The 21,241-nt window shown below is 66.9% G+C and carries 12 protein-coding genes and 2 pseudogenes; 9 read left to right on the top strand and 5 right to left on the bottom strand.

Going from position 1 to position 21,241, the window contains the following annotated elements; translation table 11 throughout:
- Both OG507_RS30705 and OG507_RS30700 read left to right on the top strand, forming a co-directional pair.
- Positions 1-282, top strand: a complete 282-nt coding sequence (locus OG507_RS30705) for a hypothetical protein (protein WP_327370359.1) — start codon at positions 1-3, stop codon at positions 280-282.
- 376 nt (positions 283-658) lie between these two features.
- Positions 659-2,104 (top strand): hypothetical protein, encoded by a 1,446-nt coding sequence (locus OG507_RS30700; protein WP_327372162.1) that lies wholly within the window; start codon positions 659-661, stop codon positions 2,102-2,104.
- A 63-nt stretch (positions 2,105-2,167) separates the two neighbouring features.
- Here OG507_RS30700 and OG507_RS30695 read toward each other — a convergent pair whose 3' ends face one another.
- The 3 genes from OG507_RS30695 to OG507_RS30685 form a co-directional block, all read right to left on the bottom strand.
- Positions 2,168-3,256: a tyrosine-type recombinase/integrase gene (locus OG507_RS30695; protein ID WP_327370358.1), complete on the bottom strand. Its 1,089-nt coding sequence runs from the start codon at positions 3,254-3,256 to the stop codon at positions 2,168-2,170.
- A 66-nt stretch (positions 3,257-3,322) separates the two neighbouring features.
- Entirely contained in the window at positions 3,323-3,529 is a 207-nt protein-coding gene (locus OG507_RS30690) for a helix-turn-helix domain-containing protein (protein WP_154821627.1), read from the bottom strand.
- 228 nt (positions 3,530-3,757) lie between these two features.
- A complete protein-coding gene (locus OG507_RS30685; protein ID WP_327370357.1) occupies positions 3,758-4,375 on the bottom strand; it encodes a tyrosine-type recombinase/integrase in 618 nt (205 codons plus the stop codon).
- Positions 4,376-5,211: 836 nt separating this feature from the next.
- Between OG507_RS30685 and OG507_RS30680 the strand changes: the two genes are divergently transcribed.
- The 4 genes from OG507_RS30680 to OG507_RS30665 are packed head-to-tail and all read left to right on the top strand — an operon-like array spanning position 5,212 to position 13,117.
- Complete coding sequence (locus OG507_RS30680) at positions 5,212-6,762, top strand: hypothetical protein (RefSeq protein ID WP_327370356.1); 1,551 nt, start codon at positions 5,212-5,214, stop codon at positions 6,760-6,762.
- On the top strand, positions 6,759-7,577 hold the full coding sequence (locus OG507_RS30675) for a hypothetical protein (RefSeq protein ID WP_327370355.1): 819 nt from the start codon (positions 6,759-6,761) through the stop codon (positions 7,575-7,577). The genes OG507_RS30680 and OG507_RS30675 overlap by 4 nt, the downstream gene beginning before the upstream one ends.
- Positions 7,578-7,601: 24 nt before the next feature.
- Positions 7,602-12,059, top strand: coding sequence for a hypothetical protein (locus OG507_RS30670; RefSeq protein ID WP_327370354.1), 4,458 nt, complete (start codon positions 7,602-7,604; stop codon positions 12,057-12,059).
- 23 nt (positions 12,060-12,082) lie between these two features.
- Positions 12,083-13,117: a Wadjet anti-phage system protein JetD domain-containing protein gene (locus OG507_RS30665; RefSeq protein WP_327370353.1), complete on the top strand. Its 1,035-nt coding sequence runs from the start codon at positions 12,083-12,085 to the stop codon at positions 13,115-13,117.
- A gap of 39 nt (positions 13,118-13,156) precedes the next feature.
- Here OG507_RS30665 and OG507_RS30660 read toward each other — a convergent pair whose 3' ends face one another.
- Together OG507_RS30660 and OG507_RS30655 are read right to left on the bottom strand one after the other, a co-directional pair.
- Positions 13,157-13,762: a hypothetical protein gene (locus tag OG507_RS30660; RefSeq protein ID WP_327370352.1), complete on the bottom strand. Its 606-nt coding sequence runs from the start codon at positions 13,760-13,762 to the stop codon at positions 13,157-13,159.
- Entirely contained in the window at positions 13,759-14,865 is a 1,107-nt protein-coding gene (locus tag OG507_RS30655; protein ID WP_327370351.1) for a helix-turn-helix domain-containing protein, read from the bottom strand. The genes OG507_RS30660 and OG507_RS30655 overlap by 4 nt, the downstream gene beginning before the upstream one ends.
- A 281-nt stretch (positions 14,866-15,146) precedes the next feature.
- Between OG507_RS30655 and drmD the strand changes: the two genes are divergently transcribed.
- The 3 genes and pseudogenes from drmD to OG507_RS30640 form a co-directional block, all read left to right on the top strand.
- Positions 15,147-18,350: a DISARM system SNF2-like helicase DrmD gene (gene drmD, locus OG507_RS30650; protein WP_327370350.1), complete on the top strand. Its 3,204-nt coding sequence runs from the start codon at positions 15,147-15,149 to the stop codon at positions 18,348-18,350.
- A pseudogene (locus tag OG507_RS30645) lies at positions 18,347-20,362 on the top strand (SAM-dependent DNA methyltransferase); the annotation flags it as partial. The gene drmD and the pseudogene OG507_RS30645, both read left to right, overlap by 4 nt.
- Positions 20,363-20,846: 484 nt before the next feature.
- A pseudogene (locus OG507_RS30640) lies at positions 20,847-21,206 on the top strand (Eco57I restriction-modification methylase domain-containing protein); the annotation flags it as partial.
- Between the last annotated feature and the right edge of the window lie 35 nt (positions 21,207-21,241).

The following is a 21,241-nucleotide window of genomic DNA, read 5'->3' as shown; positions in this document are numbered from 1 at the left end:
ATGCTTGACAGGGAACAGGCCGAGCGCAGAGCCGCGGAGTTCCTCGCAGGCGAAAGCCGGTCCTGGGGACCGTCCTCCTCTGTCCGGATCATCTCCGAGTACTGCTTCACTGACGGGGGGCAGCTCATCGCTCCCTACGACCACATCGACTACCTCGACCACGGACGCGAGGACATGCAACTGGGCGGAAACCTACCGGTCGCGGTCAACCTGACCACCGGATCCTGCCGCTTCATCGACTGGGAGGAGGCGGACGCCTTCATGGAACGCGACCTACTCTGAACCGGAGCCGCCCCGAGCACGCACAGCGGGCCTCGCCGGAAGCACCCTGACGAGGCCCGCTCTCGTGTGTTCAACATCAGGGATCATCGGAAGGATGTCGGCCTGGACAGCTGTGCACGAAACAGCAGGTCAGGTATCGTTTTTGGGCTCGCCCAAGGAGACGTACGGGGCTCGGAGCGTCAAATGAGCGTCACGACCGTGTACTGGCGAAGCGGGGGGGGATCCCCCGCGACCTCCTACATCGCCGTTGTAGCGGCCGTGCTTGTTGACAGCCCGATTCACCCGTGCGAAGCACCACTGCACACAAGACGTCTATAGCGGTCCTAGGCTGGCCTTCCCGTCCACGGACCGTCGAGGAGCCGCCGCGGTGAAGTACATGTTGACGGAGCCCCAAGTCGACTTGCTCCGTGAGATCGCAGCAGCCTCCAGTGCGATGCCCATCCCACCTGCCCGGACTCAAACATCCTGGGCCTTGGAACAACGGGACCTGATCAAGCGGACCTGGCGCGGGAGCGGACACGTCGCCGTAGTCACTGCGGACGGCCGTTACTACCTCAAGCACGGCAAGCATCCGCGACAGGTGCAGGCCGAGAAGGAGAGGCTGAAGGGCGATGCCGCCCAGGCCGCGCTGGCTCCGGCCGCTGGAACCGAGCTGATCTCCCGCCTGCAGTCGGCCTCCGGGAAGATCACGGTTCCCGATCCTGCCGCGCAGACCCGAGGTCGATGGCGGGCGGCGTACTACGACGCGCTCCACCATGGGCACGTGCCCACAGGGCACAAGCTGCGGTGGAACGGCCGACAGCGCGGCGACTGTGTCTTCACGCTGATTGACGAGGAGGTTGAGAAGGCCGCCCAGCCTCCTCCCGTGCCGACCGTCGACGTGCCGGAGACCCTCAACCAACCTCATCGTCTCGTTCGTGCGACGCGCAAGGCTCTCGGCCGATCCCAGAAGGTGGTCGACACCAGGGGCAAGCCGGAAGTCATCCCGCTGTACCTGTCGCGTCCACGCGCCGACCGAGCCTTGCGGATCATGCACGCACTGTTTACTGAAGCAGAAGGCCGCGGCTACACGGTCGAGACCCAGAGCGACCTGAAACGCGGTGAAGCTGTACACACGGTCGCGATCGTGATCCGGTGCCGGGCCTTTCCCCTCGTGCTCACGGAGCGAACGACCAAGGTCCCGCACGAGCCGACCCCGCAGGAGCGCCGTCAGCAGGAGCGCAATCCCTGGACGCGCCTGCCCAAGTACGACGAAGAGTTCAACGGCCGCCTCGCTCTCGGCGCGCCCTCCGGGAGCTGGTACCAGCACTCGTACTCGTACTCGTACAGCGACGGCGCCCGGTGGACATTGGAGTCAAGGCTGGGACATCTACTGCAGGATCTCGAACGCCTTGCGGCGGAAGCCGACCGCCGGGAGCGGGAGGAGGAGCTGCGTGAGGCCGAACAGCGGCGCCGCTGGTACGCGGCCGTCGCGCGGGCTCGCGAGCAGCAGATCGAGCAGCACCGGATGACGGTTCTTACCGGGCAGATTCGGGCCTGGCGGCAGGCCGACGATATCCGCGCCTTCTGCCAGGCAGCCCGCGCCCGAGCAGGCGACGCGCCGGTTGCGGCGGACGAGGCGCACTGGCTGGAATGGGCTGAGGCGTACGCGGTGCAACTCGACCCTCTGAAGGGACCCTTGCGCACTCCTGTGGATCCGCCTGCCGGGCGGGAGGTGCTGCGTGAGCTGGCGAAGATCGATGCCTACGCCTACGCGTGGCCGTTCGACGCCGACGGCCGCTGGACGCTTCCCGGCGACCGGTCAACCGGCCCGCGAACGTGACCCGGCCCGGTCCAACCGGGAAACGCCTTCGCCCTGTCCGTGGAGGACAGGGCGAAGGAACGTTCATGCGCCAATGGTAAGCGGGGTTTCCATGCGTTCCCAGGCTCCCAGCACGGCCTTGTGGGCGTCCGGCTGTAGGTGGGCGTAGCGCTGGGTGGTCTGGAAGCTCTCGTGGCCGAGAAGGTGCTGGACTTCGTAGAGCGAGACTCCCCTCTGGACGAGCCACGAAGCGCAGGTGTGGCGCATGGAGTGCGGCGGGTAGTGCGGGACGAGCTGCAACTCGCCGTCGTCGCCGAAATGGTAGGCAGCCTCGACAGCAGGCCACCAGGTCTGCCGGCGCCAGTTGCTGTCGGCCAGGAGGCGTCCGGAGCGGCCCTTGGTGATGGTCGTGAAGACTACTGCGTCGCGGTCGAGCCGGTGGATGTGGCTTTCGAGGGCCTCCAGGACGTGGGGCGGGAGCGGGACCTCCCGGCGGCTCTTGGAGCTCTTGGGGTACTCCTTGATGCCGCTCTTGGTGTTGACCTCCACGACGAACAGGCGGGAGCGGCGTGTGTCGATGCGGTGGCGGTGTAGGCCGGAGAGCTCCCCCCAGCGCAGTCCGGTGTAGAAGCCGAGCAGGCACATCGTCCGCCAGGCGGAGGCGAGTCCGTCGAGGATGCTCTGCGCCTGGTCGGGCGTGAACCACTGCGGCGGTTTGACCGCGATGGGCGGCAGATCGATGCTGCGGCACGGGCTCACCGCGATCACATCGTCGTCGACCGCCGCGCGCATGATGGACGACGTCAGGTTGTAGGCCCGCTTGATCGCGGCAGGGCCTGCGCCCTTCTCGACCAGGGAGCGTATCCAGCTCTGGACGTCCATGCGGGTGATGGCCCGCATTTCCCAGTCAGCCCAGTAGGACATGACGTGATTCTTGATGCTGGACGCGTCGCCCCGCAGCGTGTGGGGTTCGACGATGCGGGCGTTCCACCACCGGTCGTGCCACTCCCGGAACGCGATCTCGCCGGCCCGCGGGTCGCGCATGCCTCCGCGGGCGAACTGGGTCTCCAGCTCGATGCCCCAGGCCCGCGCCTGGGCCTTGAGGGGGAAAGACTCGCTGAACCGGTCTCCGGCCCGGTTACGAACGGTCGCCTGCCACTTGCCAGACTTCAATTTGCGCAGGTACGCGGTACTACTCCTTTATTCGGAAACGGTGAGGGCTGGACTAAACGCGAGAGATCACCGACGGGGGCGCGGGGAACCAACCAATCTCCTGGCGATGAACTCCTCAAGCCCGGCAGCAGGGACACGGACGCGAGATCGTTCCGTCCCGGTGCGCAGGTCGACGACGGGGAGGTCACCGGCGGCGATGAAGCGGTAGACGGTGCGGCGGTCGACGTCCAGGGCGGCGGCGACAGCGGGAATGGACAGCAAACGGGCAGGCATGCGCGAGTCCTCGGAAACAGAGGGGGAAAGACCAAGCAGGTGAATTGATTCAGCCGGGCTGCCGGCAGTCCACGGCGCAGGTCAACCGGCCCTGTAGGGCAGTGGGACCAAATCGCTGGGGGGCGAGCCATGTGACACGGCCGCGTGCGGCGTGGACCGCCGACGTTCGAAATGTGCTCGGCGGGTGGTCTCGCGCTCGGATCGTGAGTCGGAGCGCGAGAGGGGAAACTACCGCTCGGGAATGTCCGGAAGGCGCAGGATCTCTTCCAGGTGCTCCCAGTCGATCTCGACGTCTTCCAGCCGGAAGCGGTGCGGGTACCGCAGCGCAATCCAGCTCGCACTCACGCCAGCCCACTCGGCGACACCCCATGCCGGAACGCCCGCCCCGAGCCAGCGGTCCAGACAGGAGTCACGCAGGCTGGAGACCTGCTCCCCCAAGCCCGCCTGCACCTCGCCCGGGCTCAACAGCGCTTGGCGAGCCTGCCTCCACGCCCTCTTGTACTCGGAGGACGCCAACGGCCCACCCCGCTCGGCCGGGAACAGCAGATCTTCAGCTTCCAAATCCGCCTCGTCGATCCAGCGCCTCAGCACACCCACGATGTCCGGGGAGACAGGAACCCTCCGGCCCTCGCCGGCTCGGACCAACACCTCCCCGAACTCCCCGTCCGGGAGCGTCACGTCCTTCACCCGGACCGAGGCTGCTTCGCCAGGCGAAAGCGCGGTGCCCGCCATAGAGGCGAGGAAAGGGAAAACAGCCCCCGAAGAGTTCTCCTGGACCCACTCCAGAAGGGCGCGAACATGGTCCGCAGAGAGCAAGGACGATTCACCTACTGCCAGCTTCGACAAGCTACACGACTCCTCACACGAGACATCGGGACGCGTCGGCGTCCCCTGGTCATTCAATGGTCTGGAGAAGCGCCGGTTTGGCCAACCGGCGATCGTCGGCTATGTTGCGCCCGCGACGCACCTCTCGCGGTCCCGACTGATGCGCAGAGAGCAGGTTCTGCTTTCTCAAGACCGCTCTAGGTTTGCTTCCTTCGCCGAGTTAATCCAGTCCGTACGGGACTCAATATGTCTGCTGTCGGCGAATCCGCTCGAACCCACCCATACCTGCCCCTCGGCGGCCAGGAAACGCGAGGATAGAGCAGGCGCCTTCTAAGCACCTGCTCTATTCCGCCCGTCAGGCACAGAGAGGCGTACTTGGGCTTCATGGCCGTCAGAGACGGTCGCGATGAACTTCCAAGACATCCTCAGCTGCCGCATGCGCGACCCCGCGGCCGTGTACGTCGAGGCGATGCACAGGAGCTCCCCAGGACACTTCGACCCGGTGTCTGTCGACGAGGTGCCTGCCGCGCCTCAGACCGTGATCGTTGAGCGGGAGCCGAAGCGCTCACGGAAGCGGAAGTAGGAGCCGTGCTGCCTCTGGCGCCGCGGCACAAGGGACCCACTCACCCGCTCCGGACCAGACACCTACTCCGGGAACGGCTACACGCTCACCCTGACCGACAGCACCGACGGAGTCGCCAGCTTCACACTCGACCTGAAGCGTGCCCCCGGGCTCCAATACATCCGCCAATGACCCCGCAGGAAATAAGCCATGCGTTCGAATTCCACGACCATTGTCAGTGCCGTGTTTTAGCTTGAACTCAGCGCGCCAGAAATGAACTTGGGGGACAGAACTGGTGATCTTCGAAGAGCCTTCGATAGTTTACGAGAGCATCACCTTGCGGATCCGGGCCCTGGCCGTGGGCTCCCCGCTGGTGGCCCTGGACAGCAGCAAGGCCAAGAAGGAACGCGGGTGGGACCGATACCGCATGGCCGAGCTGGCCTTGGCCGCCATTGACTTCGTGACCCTGCGCACGGACATGACCTCGGCCGTGCGGCAGGACGCTGTCGTGGAACACGTGGCCGAGTTCGCCGCCCTGCAGCTGCCGGAGCGGACGGGGGAGGAGTACCGGGCGGTCGCCCGCTGGGTGACCGAGCGGCTGATCAACACCGAAGAACGCGACCGTGCCTTCCACCACGACGTCGGGCACATGACCGACGAGGGATTCGAGACGCGCACAGCGTCCTTCCAGATCCTCAAGGAAGTCCCTGATCATGTGGGTCAGGCCGCGCTGATCGCCACCGACGCGGCGATCACCGTGCTGGTGCATGCGATCGATGTCGACATCGCCTCGGAACAGATCGCCGCTGAAGCCAAACTGGAGGCGCTGCTGAGGCGTTCACGGATCAGCGAGGCGTGGCAGGCCGCGCAGAACGCACAGATCCACAGCATCCGGTACGCCAAAGACATCCACGGGCGCATCGAATCGATGAAGCGCAATGTGCGGGCGGTGGACTGGGACACGGAAGTCAAAGACACCGTCGATGAGGCGCTGGAGCACGTTCGCAGCCGCTCCGAGGCCGAGACGATGCAAAAAGAGCGGGTCAACCAGTTGCTGGAAGCCACCGCCGATGACCGCAAGCGCAGACAGCTGCAAGACCTCGCAGAACTCATCCACGAGTGCTGGAAGCGTCATGCGCAGCTGATCAGGATGCTGATGGAAGTCGGTCCGGAATTCCGGCGGCAACAAGACCGCCAGGTATTCGTCGCTCCGGCGATTCACACCCGCGTCCACCTGCATGAGCAGCTCCTTCAACCGGTACTGGAACTCTCCCTCGATGCATGCCTGGGCCCTTTGGAGGCATTCACCCGCGCGGTCATGGGGCCGGTACGCCCCCGTGTGATGTATCTGCCTGACTACCTGGAGGGGCTCACCCAGGTTGCCGAGGAGGCCGGCGGGGAGCTGGTAGCCGTCCAGGACGAGCACGACTGGACACAGATCGACACCACCTCCGCCTTCGGCGACGAGCAGCACCATGCGGTGGACGCTCTGCTGGCAGCCGTCACGGACCGGGGCGTACGGCTCTCGGCCCTGCTGGAGTCCACACGTCAGCCCGGACCCGGAACCGGCCCGGATGCCGGAGCCGATGAGCTGCTGAAGCTCCGCGTCCAGCAGTTGTTCCGGCTCATTCCCGTGCGCGAACTCGCCGACGGCGAAGCCGCCGTGGTGGCCGTCGACGACGGCACGGTCCTGAATGACCAACGATTCGGCGGCAGCGACTTCCTTCTGGTCCGCACCGCGGGCACCGCCACGACGGCGGAGACGAACACGCCGCTGCCGGTGTTTCCCGCACCGCGCCGCCCGCCAGGCCCTGACGCCCGTCCGCTTGCTCAGGAGAGTGCATGAACCGCCACGAAGATGCTGCCGACGCTGCCCGGATGGTCGGCTTCGCGATGGCCCGCCGCAAGGCGCCCGCTCGCTCCGGCGAGTACGCCCGCCTCGTCCAACGCTTCGACACCGAGCCGGACTTCGCGCAAGTGGTGCGGAAGGTCGCCCAGGGCTTCGATCTGACGGTGCTGGAAGTCCATCCGCAGACCGGGCTGGTCCTGGGCACGACATCCGAGACCGACTTCGCGGTCTCCATCTCCGAACTCGTCCCGCAGACCGCCGATCGCCCCCTGTATCTGCTGGCCCAGTTGACGATTGCGGCCATGGTCTTCCCCCGTCCCGAAGACCTCGACAACGACGAGCATGTCGGGCGGATCTCGGTCCGGGAGGTCGATGACGAGGTCCGCGTCCGGGCCTCGGCCATCGAACGCCGTCTTGCCCACACCGGCGAGGACATCGATCCGCCCGCCGATCAGCTGGGGTTGGAGGGACTGTGGCGGGCCTACCTGCGCCGCAACGCCACGGGCAACACCAAGACGCAGACGGGCAGAGCACCGCAGGCGTCCACTCGAGCCCTGGTGAAAAGGGCGTTCACGCATCTGGAAAGCCACGGCTTCGCCAGCAAGGTCAGCGACGAGAACGCCGGCACCTACGTCACCCACGTCAAGTACCGGCTGCAGATCCGCGACCAGGCCGCCCGCGACATGCTGCAGGAACTCGCCGCGCTGGGCGTCGCCGCCCTGCCCACGGACGCACCCGACCTCGCACAACCATCACCGGAAGCACAGACGTCGCCGGACGATTCCGTGCTGGCCAACGGCCTGTTCAGCTGACCGCCCTCCCCAAGGACTTCCTCCATGTATGAGCTCAACCGCATCCTGCTGCGAAACTTCGGCCCCCGCGATGCCCGGTACGAGGACGTGCCGCTGGACTTCTCCGGCGTCGGCGCCGAGGTGGAGACCGCCTCGCTGATTCCCGACGCCGGACACGTCACCCAGCGCCCGGCACCCGCCAGCCTGATCATGCTGCAAAACGGCGGCGGCAAGGGCGTCTTACTCACCGGCATCACCTGCACCACCATCCCCTTTCACCACCAGGACCTGGAGACGCTGCGCAACTTCACCATCTCCATGGCACAGCCCTCGCACGTGGTCCTCGAATGGGCCGATGCCCGCACCGGACGGCTGCTGGTGACCGCACAAGTCCTGGCCCCCGAACGTGACGGCAAGATGCAGCGCTGTTTCTATAGCTTCCACCCCTGTGCAGCCCTGGACGCCGACCGGCTTCCCTTCCACCGCGAGGGACACTGGACTCCGTACGGGGACTACTGCACAGAACTGCGCGACTGGAAAGAGCGGGTAGAAGCGCTCGAACTGCACCTCCTCGACGGCCAGGAGAAGTGGGAGAAACACCAGCGCGGCCTCGGCCTGCAGCCCGAACTCTTCGACGTGCAGCGCAGGATGAACGCCAAGGAGAGCGACGCCGCCGCTGCCTTCACCACCAACACCGCCAACGCCTTCGTCGAATGGCTCCTGCGCAAGGCCACCGACGACGACCAGTACACCGAATTGGGCTCCGCCTTCCACGGCTATGCCGCCGCACACGATAAGCGTGCCCAGTGGGAGAGGGAGCGGCAGTTCGCTGTAGAGATGCACCGCGCATGCGAGAACGTCGCCGACCTCCACGACCTGCACTCCCAGCATGCCGGTGCAGCCCAGGGTGCCGAAAGGGACCTCGTCTACCTCACCTCCGCAGTCCGTGCACGCCACATCGAACTCACCAGCACCGAGAGCGAGAGAAACGCCGCTCTCAAGAAGACTCACGGCTCGCTGGAGGCCGCGAAGGGCAGCAGCGCGCTCGCCCACGCGCACGTCCGGCACGTGCAGTTGTGTGCCCACACGCTCCAGCTCGGCGAGATCACCGCTCAGCAGGAGGCCACCCAGAAGCAGAAAGCGGAGGCGGAGCTTCAGAGCACGGCGTGGGCGAGCGTCCCGATCGCGCTACGCCACGCGCAGGCACAGGACAACAACAACCGCGCCCAGCAGGCCCTCGTGGAGGCTGAACGCACTGCGGCCCCGTTCATTCAAGCCCTCGACGCCGCAGCAGCAGCCCTGCGGGCGGGCTACACCCGGGCCGAGCAAGAGGCCCGCGAAACAATCCGTGCTCACCACCGTGTGACAGGCGAGACCCAGGACAAAATCGGGCAATGGCGTGCCCGCAGCAACGAGCTGCTCAGGGCGGCGGGCGACGCGCAGGCGGAATCACGCATGCTGCAGGAGCAGGCCGACGCCTTCGCATTACGCCTGAGTGCCGCCCGCGAGCTAGACCTTCTGGCCCCGCAGGAGAGCGCCGCCGATGGTGCCGCCCGTACCCAGGACGACGCGCGCCACATCGAGCAGCTGCTCCAGGAGGCCAACCAGACTCGCAAGAGCGTCAAGACGGAACGGGACCGAGCCCAGACCGCACTGTCGGAGCAGCAGCAACTGGCCTGGTCCGCGCGAGGAGCCGCGACGGCGGCAGCAGAGGAGACCAGTCGGCTGCGCGCTCGGGCTGAGGACATTCGCAGCAACCCGCTGTGCGGCGGGCTCCTGGAGGCCAGCAGCGACGAACTGGGCGCCGGCGACGCATTGCGCTGGCTAGACGACCACGCCGACGCTCTGCAACAGCTTGCCGAGCGTCGCGCCGGCGGGCTCGAATCCACGCTAACGCACAAACGCATCGACCTGCAGACCGACCAGGCCCTGCTCGCCCTCCTCGACACCAGTGAGGGCTTGATGCCTGCGGCCGCGGAGGTACGCGAACTGTGCGGGAAACTATCGGAACACGGGATCCACGCCGTGCCCGGCTGGCAGTGGATGCACGACAACGTTCCGGCCAGCGAGCGCCAGCACGTCATCCGCGCACACCCCGAACTGGTCGGCGGAATCATCGTGGGCGGCCTCGACGGCCTCGACTCCGCCCGGGATCTGATGGAGCGCCTTCGGCCGCTGCCTTCCGCCGCCGTGACGGTGGGCACCGGAGAGCGGATGCTGAGCGCCGAAGCAGCGTCCGATGCGGGACGGTTCGTGGTCGAACCCTCCCCCGCCCTTCACGACGAAGAAGCCGCCGCGCACGAACGCGCCGCGGTCCACTCTCGCATCACCGAGCTCACCCGCGAGGTGGACGCCCTCACGAAGCGCATGACCGCTGCACGCGACCTGCTCCGCCAGATCGCGAACTGGCGTGATGCCTGCGGTCTGCGGCCCGTGTCCGAGCTGCTCGGCGAACTCGAGGTGCTGGAGGCCGCTGCGGGGGACGCCGAGAGCAAGCTGGCCGAGGCCCGCACCGCAGCAGGGGAACAGGAGGCTGCGCTGCAGGGTGCCGAGGACGAATGCGCACTCCGTGCCGAACGGCTCAAGGCGGCGCAGAAGATCGCCGAGAAATTGGCTCGCCTGGCTGAAGGGGAGTTTGGCGCCTCGCAGGCACAGGCCCGGATCAAGGTCCTTACCGGTGAAAAGGTCGCCCGTGAAAACGAGCTCGACTCGCTGGCAGGCCAGATCGGTCAGGCGGAGAAGGAAGTCGTGCGTCTCGCGCGCGCCATCGAATCTGCCGAGCAGGCTGCAGAAGGGTATGTACGATCCCGCGAAGAGATCACTAGTACGTCCCAGGCGGAACAGGCGCACGGTGACTCCGGTGCACCGCTGTTGCCCCTTCCCTCTCTTCAGTACCGCTACCTGCAAGCGCAGGATGAACTGAGAGGCGTTGAGGTCGGCGAGGACCAGCAGGTGCGTGCGGCGACAGCGCGGAAGGCGCTGCTCGCCAGTCAGGCGGAGTGGGACAAAGTCACCGAACCAGTCCGGGACCTGGCCGAGACGCACAGTCGAGATGGGCGAGCTGGTGACGCTGTTCAGCGCGACGCGATTCTGCGCGCGCTCACCGTCGAGATCGACTCCTACGACACGTCCCTCCAGGGACTCCGGGATCGGGCGAGCCAGCTTAAAGAGCGTGCCAGGAACGTGGAACCGGCCGTCTTGCCCAACGACGAAGACGCCTCCGCGTGGACCCCGGCCACCGTCGCCGAGGCCCGCGAGCTGGAAGCCAGGGCCGCAGACGAACTGGGCACAGCCCAGAACGAGGAACGTCTTGCCCAGGACGCCTTCAACACCGCGCGCCGCAATCAGACCAGTTCCACCAAGGACCTCGCGGCCTTCGACCGGGTCCTGCCGATGTTGGAAACCGCAGTCCACGGCCTGACCGTCCCGCCGGACCAGCCGCCCTACGACGGCACTGCAGAGGCCGCCACCTCCGCTGCCCGCCAGGCGGTCACCGCCCACAGCACCTGCCGGGACGCAGCACTCCAGACGGAGCGCAAGCTGGAAGGAGGCGTCAGCCGGCTCAAGGAAGTACCCGGCGATGTCCGGTTCGAACGACTCGACATCCCCCTGCGTACGCAGATCTCCGCCCTGGAAAGCAGCCACATCCCCGCGATGGCCGCCACCTGGACGTACGCACTGTCGTCCCGCGTCGCAGCCCTGACCTCCGACCTCGAAGGCATGGCCAAGGCCCGCGAGACCCTCGCCTCGCACCTCAGCGGCCATGTCACCGACCTGCTGCAGCGCCTCGACCAGGCCAGCCGCTTCTCCGCCTTCCCCGAGGGAGACGCCCCCTGGTCCGGGCAGAAGTTCCTCACGATCCGCTACAAGAAGCCGGACCTGCCTGCCCTCACGGCCCAGATGCACGAATCCATCGACGCACTGGCCGGCAATCAACGAACCCGCAACCTCAAAGGCATCGACGTCGTCATGCGCTGTCTCCTCGCAGCCGTCCCCCGCGGGTTCACCGCCGAGGTCATGAAACCCAACGCCTCCCAGCGCCTGGACCGCGTCCCCGTCGAAGAGATGAGCCGCGTCTTCTCCGGCGGCCAGGAACTGACCGGAGCCATTCTCCTGTACTGCGCGCTGGCCGCCCTGCGCACCTCCCCCGGCCCCCGCAGCCGCACCCGCAACGGCGGCCTGCTCCTGCTCGACAACCCCATCGGCCGGGCCAACGCCGGATACCTCGTCGACATCCAGATGGAGATGGCCGCTGCCCTGGGCATCCAGCTGATCTACACCACCGGACTGAGCGACGAGGACGTCACCTCGCGCTTCCCCATGCGCATCCAGCTCCGCAACGACGCCGAAGCGCGAAGCGGCCTTTCCCTCATCCGGCTTGAAGACCAGGTACGCAACGCCCTCATCCCCACCCCTCGCATCGCCCCCGACCACGACGCCCCCGAACCCGTCGGCCTTTTGTCTTCGGCACGTCTGTACAAGAAGCAGGACGACACTCAGTGACCTCATCCACGGATCCAGACCAGGTGCCGCTTTCCCCTGCAGCGGCACAACTCAGCGCCGCTCTCCAAGCCCGCGCAGAACGAGTCACGGTCAGCCGGGCCACCGTCATGGAGGCATTCCGCGAAGCACTGCCGGGCGCCGCCAGCGGCGACAACGCGCGCTGCACCCTCGCCACGCTGCTGTACGAAATCGCCGAACACAGCATCATCGGCCTACCCACCTCCCGCATCAAATGGGACGTCGGCCACCCAGCCCTTCCGGAACAGGTCCGGGTCCCCACCGCGCCGCCGGCGAAACACGCCACCCCACGCCCACATGTGTCGTGGCGGCCCGAGCTCAACTGGGCCTACGACGCCCGGCTGACCGCGTCCCAGACCGAAGATCTCCTCGCCTGTAACCGCTGGTTCCGCGACACCCACAACCAGCCCGCCCGGCGGGTCGCCGTACCCCTGCGCGAACGCTCGTACGAGATCTTCCGCCACGAAAAGCGCCTCGACACACTGATCACCGGAGCCCTCTTCGCCCCGGGCAGGCTGACCCTCGAACAGCTCGCCACCTTCCGCGAGCCACCCCCGCTGGCCCACCACAGGCTCGGCGACGGCGACACCCTGCTCGTTGTGGAAAACAGCGACACCTACGCCACCCTGCGCTACCTGCTTCAGCCCGCCCCCGGCCGCGTCGGATACATCGCCTTCGGCTCCGGAAGAGCCTTCGAAGCATCCGTAGAAAACGTCACCGAATTACCTGGCATCAGCCGCATCGTCTACTACGGCGACTTGGATGCCGAAGGTATCGCCATCCCGGCCAGAGCCTCCATCAACGGCGCACAGCACAGACTGCCGCCCGTCGAACCGGCGGCTGGCCTGTATCACCTGTTGCTCGCGCACGAGCCCACCGTCGGCGACATCATCGACAGCGAGAAGGCGCACAGCCTGACGGCCTGGCTCCCCGAGGGGCTCCAGCAGACAGCTCACACCGTGCTGACCAACGGGCAACGCCACGCCCAGGAGGCAACCAACCGTAGGGACCTCAGCGCCGAACCAGCTTGGAGATGGTGAGCCACCACGGAAGTCGCACCAGCGATCCCGGGCGCAGCCCTATGGGGCGTGCACGGCAGCTTCGCCATCGCTCTGCCCAGGCAGAAGTTCAGAAATGGACCATGAAAGCTCAGTGAGGGCAGCGACGGACCGGGGCTGCCGCGGACCGCGGTTCAGCTGACGCATCTTGTGCATCAGGGCGAAGCCGTCCTCCGCGGCGACGAATCCCGCTTTGACGGCCAACTTCATCATGTCGAGCGTTTCCGCTGTCATGATGCCCTGTGCGATCGCGTACTCGAGCGCTGATTTGTCGTCGGAGATCCACCAAGCACCGGAGAACTGTGGCCAGTGCTGAATGATGTGACAGGTCTCGGCCTCTCCGAGGTGCTTCGTCAGCTGGTTGGCTGGGCCGCCAAACACGTCCATGCGGAGGTGTTCGATGTTCGCACGGTCGCCTGGGGCCCTTACCTGAATTGCTTCTCCGAGCCAGCCTTGCTGTCTCAAATCGTGGAGGGCAGGTAGGTGTCTGGCCGATTGTTGGGCCTCCCGTGCCACCACAGCGGTCCACCTGCCGCGATTGTCCAGAACTGCGCGGAGCAGGTCGAGGCGTTCAACGGCGGCGAAGTTACACAGGACGGTGTTGTCCGGAAACAGGAATTCGCTCATGCTGCACCGCCGTTGCCCTGTTCGGACGCGAGCTGGTCTCTGAGCTCGTCGACATCCGCGCCGAGTAGCGATGCCAACGGACGCAATGTCGCCCTGCCAGCCTCATAGGCCGCACGTGTGTCGCGTACCAGGAGTCCAGGGAGCTTCGTCTCCTCCGAGCCCACGACTCGCCGGTCGAGTTGTTCCTCGCGGCCGGCGACGCCCGCGGCCTCGCGGGCGGTCATCCGCTTGTAGCGGTCGCACCCGCCCGCGTCGATCACACGCAGTTTGAGCAGTCTGTAAGCAAGCGTCTCGGGGCTGACCAGGAAGTCGCAGCACAGTGTGGCAAAGCTCTTTCGCGTGAGTCCCACCGCATGTAGAGCTTCGCGCAGGGGTTGCTCGGGCAAGAGGAAGGCGGAGGCGAAGGCGTTGGCGCGCTGCTCGCTTGGATCCTGTTTCTGGGCTCGGTCGAAAATATCGCGATCGAGGTGGACGTCCTGATCATCGTCGGCGAGGAGGTGTCCGAGCTCGTGAGCGAGCGTGAAGCGCTGACGTGCCGGGTTCGAGGCCGTACTGAGGAGGATGAGCTTGGCACCTCGGCCCGCGGCGGCGAGGCCGTCAAAACCCTCACCCAGCGGCTCGATGGCCACGTCCGCGCCGAAGACCGCCTCGATCAGTCCTGGTAGATCGTCCTCGGTCACCAACCGCCCCTGGCGCTCCACCGCCCGCTGGGCTGATTTCGCCAGCGCCTCGCCCTGAACGGCGTACCCATTACCTGAAGGAGCCGCTGGCGAGACAGGCCGCCAAGGCTGGGGATACCCAAGCTTGTCCAGGCCGACGCGCCGGGCAACGAGGTCCCGGGCGACGGCCAACGCTTCAGCCGCCTTCCCGGTGGTTGTTCTCGCTGCCACGGCCAGCGCAGGCTCGGCCCCAGTAAGGAGCCAGTCCATGGAGACATGAAATTCATCGGCAATGACTGCGAGCTCAAGAGTCGAGAAGGAGCTCGTGCCGCCGATACACTGACTGAGCAGCTCGGCGTCGAGGAAGGTCTTGTCGGCGAAGTCGTGAAGGCTCAAGCCCGATTTGTCGATCAGGCGTCTCACGCGATCAGAGATGCTGGACACCCGTGGACAGTAGTCCGCCCTCAGCAGAGTTCACAAGGCGAACCGTGGGTGATCACCCCAGGCTAGAGGGGGCGTTGGCGACAGCCCGCTGTCGCCCCAACCAAGCAAGGTCCGCATGGACGCCACAAGACGGGGCAGCGAGTCCTGCCTACTTGCGGCGGTCCCTGCCCTAGCTCGGAGATACTGGGGTTTCGTGATCCTCTTTGCCGCAGTTCCGACGCGCAGCGTTGTGGGCGTCACGGGACGGCAATGACAGCAATGGACTAAGGAGTCGGGCCCAGGTGGCGACCGCTACGGAGAATCCGCAGGGCGCAGCGAGCAGTGCCTCAAGTCCAGTGGCCCTACCGCCAGTCCCAGAACCGGGGCAGGTCGTCAAAGTCCGGGGTTCGACGTGGGCGGTCTCCGATGTCCAGCGGCAGGGCCTGCCTCGGAGCCCTGCCGACGAGGGCGTTGCCGGGCTCTCCCATGTGGTCAGTCTGCAGTCGCTGGACGAGGACCGGCTCGGGCAGGAACTGACGGTGGTCTGGGAGCTGGAGGTCGGGCACACTGTCGCGCCGAACCAGGGCCTTCCCGAGACTGTGCGCGCGGAGGGGTTCGACGACCCGAACACGCTCGCCGCGTTCGTGGACGCGGTCCGCTGGGGCGCGGTCACCTCGGCTGACGCGGACTCCTACCAGGCGCCCTTCCGCAGTGGCGCGAATGTCGAGGCGTACCAGCTGGAGCCGCTGCGCCGGGCCCTGCAATCCTCGCGAACGAACCTGCTGCTCGCGGACGATGTCGGCCTGGGCAAGACCATCGAAGCCGGCCTCGTCGTACAGGAGCTGCTGCTGCGGCACCGTGCGCGATCCGTAGTCATCGTGTGCCCGCCGAGCCTCTCGCTGAAGTGGCAGGACGAGATGCGGGAGAAGTTCGGCCTCGACTTCGTCATCGTCAACAGCGAGTTGATGGCGAAGGTACGACGAAGCCATGGGCTGAACGCCAACCCCTTCCGGCTCTTCCCCCGCGTGATCGTGAGCATGGCGTGGCTGCCGTCGCTCAGAGCGCAGCGCCTGCTGCGCGACGTGCTGGCCGATGTGCGCAGCTCCAGGACGGCCAGACGCTACGCGTTCGACGCACTGGTGGTCGACGAGGCTCACCATGTGGCGCCAGCCAGCCCGACGACAGCGCCGGGGCAGCGCGGCTACGCGGTGGACAGCAAGCGGACGACCGCGACGAAGAAGCTCGCGGAGGCATGCGAGCACCGACTGTTCTTGAGCGCTACACCGCACAACGGCTACTCGGAGTCCTTCACCGCCCTCCTGGAGATGATCGACGGCCGCCGGTTCACCCGCGGCGCGAGCATCGATGAGAAGGCCCTGAAGGAGGTGATGGTGCGGTGGCTGAAGACCGACCTTCCCGACAAGGGATTCAAGGCACGGCAACTGGGGACCCTCCCGTTCACGCCTTCCGAGGAGGAACAGCGGCAGTTCGAGCGGCTGGAGCGGCTTCTGACGGACAGCGCCCGCGCGAACGGCAAGGGATCGGGCGGCGACATCGTCGCGATGCTGCTGAAAAAGCGATTCCTGTCCAGCCCATGGTCATTCGCCCGCACCCTTGAGCTGTACGAGGAGGCCGGCGACGGTGACCGGCAGCTGCGAGTAGACGACGAGTACGCGTACTTCACGGAGGTCCTGGGCAGCGCCCAGTCCGACGAGGAGGAAGGCGCAGCCGAGCACCCTGAGTTCACCGCACTGCGCCACTCGAAAGGCTCGGACCCCCTGGTCGCGGCCACCAGCAGCGAGATCGCCTCGCTCGTCGAGTGGGGGCGCGGCTATGAGCACAAGCCGGACACCCGGCTGGAGGAACTGCTGTCCTTCCTGAGTGCCGTCTGCCGCCCCGACGGCCGCCACTGGACCAACGAACGGGTCGTGGTGTTCACCGAGTACGCGGCCACCCTCGACTGGATCGCCGGCATCCTGCGCCAGCGCGGCTACAAGGACGTGCTCGAGGTCATCCAGGGCTCGACTCCCACCGAGGAGCGGGAGAAGATCCGCGCCCGATTCACCGAGAGCCCCGACAAACACCCGGTCCGTGTCCTGCTCGCCACCGACTCCGCGGGCGAGGGCATCGACCTGCAGACCCACTGCCACCGCCTGGTGAACTTCGACATCCCCTTCAACCCGTCCCGCCTGGAACAGCGCATCGGCCGGATCGACCGGTACGGGCAGACCAAGAACCCGGAGATCTTCCACTTCGTCCCCGTCTCCAGCTCCACGACGTACGACGCGGACATGAAGTTCATGGGAATCATCGCGACGAAGGTCGGACAGGCCACCGAGGACCTCGGCAAGGTCAACCAGGTCATCGACGCGGAGGTGCAGGAGCACTTCGCCCCCACGTCTACGACGCGCAAGGCCCGGCTCACCGCGCCGGACGACGCCAACGAGGTGATCAACCGGGTACTGGCCGGCGGTATCGACCTGAACCGCAAGCTGACCCAGCTGTCGGACACCTACAGCGAGTCCAAGGCCGCCATGCACCTCACGCCCGCCAACGCGCGCCGGGTCGTGGACACCGCGCTCACTCTGACCGCCCAGCCCCCGCTCGTCGAGATCGGCGACGACCGCACCGAGGCGCAGGTCTTCGAGATCCCGAACCTAGGCCGCACCTGGCAGCCGGCGCTGCGCGGCCTGGACACCCGCCTTGAACCGGGGGTGCTGCGCCCCATCACCTTCGACGACCAGGCCGCCCAGCAGCGCACCGACCTCGTCCACATCCACCTCGGACACGCCCTCATGCAGCGGGCCACCCGCACCCTGCGCTCCGCGCTGTTCAGCACGGACTCCCCGGTCCACCGAGTCGCCGCCGTCATCGCCCCCGAGCTTCCCCAATCCTGTGTCGCCGCCGTCTCCCGGCTCGTCCTGGTCGGCCGCGGCGGGCTACGCCTCCACGAGGAGGTCTTCCTCACCGGTGTCCGCCTGCGCGGCCAGGCACTCGCGGAGTCCAAGGTCGAACAGGTCCTCGACGAAACGCTCGACTCCGAGAAGCTGCTCCTCGCAGACGAGAACGTACGGGCCCACCTCGCCGAGCAGTGGAACGACGACGGCGCACGGTTGCGCAGCCGCCTGCTGACTGCGATGGAACGCAAGAGCGCCAGCCGCCAGGAGAAGGTCACCGAAGCTCTCACACAGCGCCGGGACTCCGACATCGCGCGCGCCCACGAGATCTTCGGCGCGTTCCGGATCAACCTGCGCGAGTCCCGTGACCGTCTGGAGCAGGCCATCCGCGCCGAGGAGGAGCTGCTGTTCACCGACGACCAGCAAAAGCAGCGCCGCCGCGACCTGCACCACATGAACGAACGCCTGGAGAGCCTGGGCGACGAGGAAGAGCGCGAGATCGCGTCGATCCGCGAGCGCTACAGCGACATCAGGCCCTACGTGTCGGCCGCCGCGGTCGTGTTCGCTCTCACCCCCGAAGACGCGAAGAACGGAATGGTTAAGGCATGAGCCGCAAGTACGCCCCGACCGCCGCCGACCTGCATCGTGCCTGGCTCGAACTCGTCGACAGCGATGGTCCGTTCCTCGCCGTCCCCGCCCTGGAACGCCTCTGGCCCCAGGGCATTCCCCAGCCCGATGCCCGAGCACTCGACGCCATCAAGGACGCCAAGCCCGCCTTCGAGAAGGCGTGGGAGAACTGGGACGAGTACCCCGACGACGAGGCCGCCCTCGATCTTTACCGCGAGGCCCGCGATACCTGGGTCGAACTCGTCCTGCGCCGGGGCTTGCGCTGGGGTGCCTCCTATACCGTGCCGGCCCCGGCCGCCGCCGAGATTCACTCGCCCGACTACACCGTCTCCGTAGGCGCCACTGGCGCTCTCATCCACGGCGATACCACCGGCGCGCTCGTCCTCATCACCGACCCCGCGGAGTCCCTTCGCGATCCGCTCACCGACGGCTGGTCGGCCAGTCCCATCGACCGTATGGAAGAGCTGCTGCGCGCCTCCGGCGTGCCCATCGGCGTCGTCACTGACGGCCGGTGGTGGGTCCTCGTCAGTGCCCGCCCGCAGACCATGGTCGCCTCGGGCATCGTCGACGCCCAGACTTGGATCGAAGAGCCCCAGACCCGCAACGCCTTCATCGAACTCCTCCAGCGACGCCGCCTGATCGGTGGCAAGCCACAGGACCGGCTCACCGAACTGTTCGGCGAGTCTGTGACCGCTGCCGAGAAGATCACCGAAGCACTCGGCACCCAGGTCCGCCGCGCCGTCGAACTCATCGTCCAGGCCCTGTCCGAAGGTGCCTTGGAGTCGCGGCGACGCGGCGAGGCCGACCCGCTGCCCGCGCGGCGCAGCGAGGTCTACGAGGCCGCCGTAACCGTCATGATGCGCGTCGTCTTTCTCCTCTTCGCCGAAGAGCGCGGGCTGCTGCCCCAGAGCCGGCTCTTCGCGATGGGCTACGGCATCAGTGACGAACTCGACCTCCTTGACTCGCGGGAGAAGGAGGAAGGCGAACAAGCCCTCGACGCCACCTTCCTGACATGGCACCGGCTCCTTGCCACCTCCCAGGCCCTGTACCGGGGCGCGTCCTTCGAAGACCTCCGCCTGCCCGAGTACGGCGGCTCACTCTTCGACCCCGCCCGCTTCGGCTTCCTCACCGCCTGCGACTCCCAGGACACTCTGGCCATCACGGTCAGCGACCGCGTCATGCTCGAAGTCCTCCGCGCTGTCCAGATCGCCCAACTGCCCGGCGGGGGCCGCCGGATCTCCTTCCGGGACATCGACGTCGAGCAGATCGGCTACATCTACGAGGGTCTCCTCGGCTACTCCTGCGAGCCCGCCGAAGAGATCGTTGTCGGCCTGACCGGTAGCGCGGGCTCCGAACCAGAGGTCCCCCTCGCCACGCTCGAAGAAATCAGCCAGGCCAAGCACACCGAAGCCGCGCTGACCGATGCGATCCTCGCCTGGATCAAGGTGAACCAGCCGGCGGCCAAGCCGTCCAGCAAGGCCGGCCTTACCAAGGCACTGAAGGCGGGCGAGACCCTGGACGACATCGAGATCGCCCTGCGCGACGTCACCGATGACCCCGAACTGCGCGAGCGGCTAAGACCGTTCATCGGCATCATCCGCCGCGACCTGCGAGGCCGTCCCCTCGTCGTCGAGCCCGGCGGTGTCCTGTTGGTGGAGACCCCCTCGCGGGCCTCGGCGGGCGCGCACTACACGCCGCGCTCGCTGGCCGAGGAAGTCGTCCGGTACGCGCTCGAGCCTCTCGTCTACGCACCCGGTCCGCACCAGACCGCCAACCAGGACACATGGCGGCCACTCGACTCCGACCAGATCCTCGAACTGCGCATCGCCGACATCGCCTGCGGCTCGGGCGCCTTCCTCGTGGCCGCAGCCCGCTACCTAGCGGATCGCCTCGTCGAGGCATGGCAGCGCGAGGGGGTGGCGTACGGACGGACACCGCACGATCTTCTCGTTCACGCCATAAGGTCCGTCGTCGCGACCTGCTTGTACGGCGCGGACATCAACGCCATGGCCGTGGAGATGTGCAAGCTGTCACTGTGGCTGGTGTCGTTGGACCCGAAGCTCCCGTTCTCCTTCGTCGATGACAAAGTTCTGCACGGCAACGCACTCCTCGGTCTGACCGACGCCGACCAGCTACGCCGCCTCCACATCGACCCCGCCGCGGCCGGCAACCAGCTCAGCGTCTTCGCCCTCGACGTCGACGACATCCTCAACCAAGCCACTCGCCTGCGCCGCCAGCTCGCCACCGAGGTCGACGACAGCGACCCACAGCGCTCGGCCGCCACCAAGCGTCGGCAGTGGCGCAGGTACCAGGAACTAACCGCGCAGCTCGCTGATGTCGCGGACGGGGTGATCGCGGCCGGGCTGCAGTGGGGCGCGAAGCCCGGGAAGCAGTTGAAGGCGGCGTACGAGAATCTGCGCATCGCGGTGGAGAACGCGTACCCCGCCGGGGGGGGACGAGGCGGACCGGGATCGGACCATGCTCCACGGCATCCAGGAGGTCGGACTTACTCCGACGGTGACGACGGACTACGCACAGTGGAAGCCGCTGCACTGGATTCTGGCCGTGCCGGATGTAATGGAGCGGGGTGGATTCGACGCAGTGATCGGGAACCCGCCGTTCCTGGGCGGGCAGAAGCTCACCGGCTCGATGGGGACCAACGTCCGCGACTGGTTCGTCAACACACTCGCGGGCGGAAAGAAGGGAAGCGCGGACCTGGTGGCGTACTTCTTTCTGCGCGCGTACGGACTGCTCTCGCGGCGGGGCGGGTTCGGGCTGATCGCGACGAACACCGTCGCTCAGGGAGATACCCGGCAGGTCGGCCTCGACCAGTTGGTCGCGAAGGGCTGCACGATCACCCGCGCGATCCAGAG

Origin of the sequence: Streptomyces sp. NBC_01217, from assembly GCF_035994185.1 — a bacterium.
Taxonomy (GTDB): Bacteria; Actinomycetota; Actinomycetes; order Streptomycetales; family Streptomycetaceae; genus Streptomyces.
Note: the sequence above shows the minus strand (reverse complement) of the source record. Positions and strands in the feature narration are given on the sequence as shown.

What these genes read in the sequence shown, in the direction of transcription:
- OG507_RS30705 (WP_327370359.1), top strand. Translation starts at nt 1, where the DNA reads ATGCTTGACAGGGAACAGGCCGAGCGCAGAGCCGCGGAGTTCCTCGCA.
- OG507_RS30700 (WP_327372162.1), top strand. Translation starts at nt 659, where the DNA reads ATGTTGACGGAGCCCCAAGTCGACTTGCTCCGTGAGATCGCAGCAGCC.
- OG507_RS30690 (WP_154821627.1), bottom strand. Translation starts at nt 3,529, where the DNA reads ATGCCTGCCCGTTTGCTGTCCATTCCCGCTGTCGCCGCCGCCCTGGAC.
- OG507_RS30675 (WP_327370355.1), top strand. Translation starts at nt 6,759, where the DNA reads ATGAACCGCCACGAAGATGCTGCCGACGCTGCCCGGATGGTCGGCTTC.
- OG507_RS30670 (WP_327370354.1), top strand. Translation starts at nt 7,602, where the DNA reads ATGTATGAGCTCAACCGCATCCTGCTGCGAAACTTCGGCCCCCGCGAT.
- OG507_RS30660 (WP_327370352.1), bottom strand. Translation starts at nt 13,762, where the DNA reads ATGAGCGAATTCCTGTTTCCGGACAACACCGTCCTGTGTAACTTCGCC.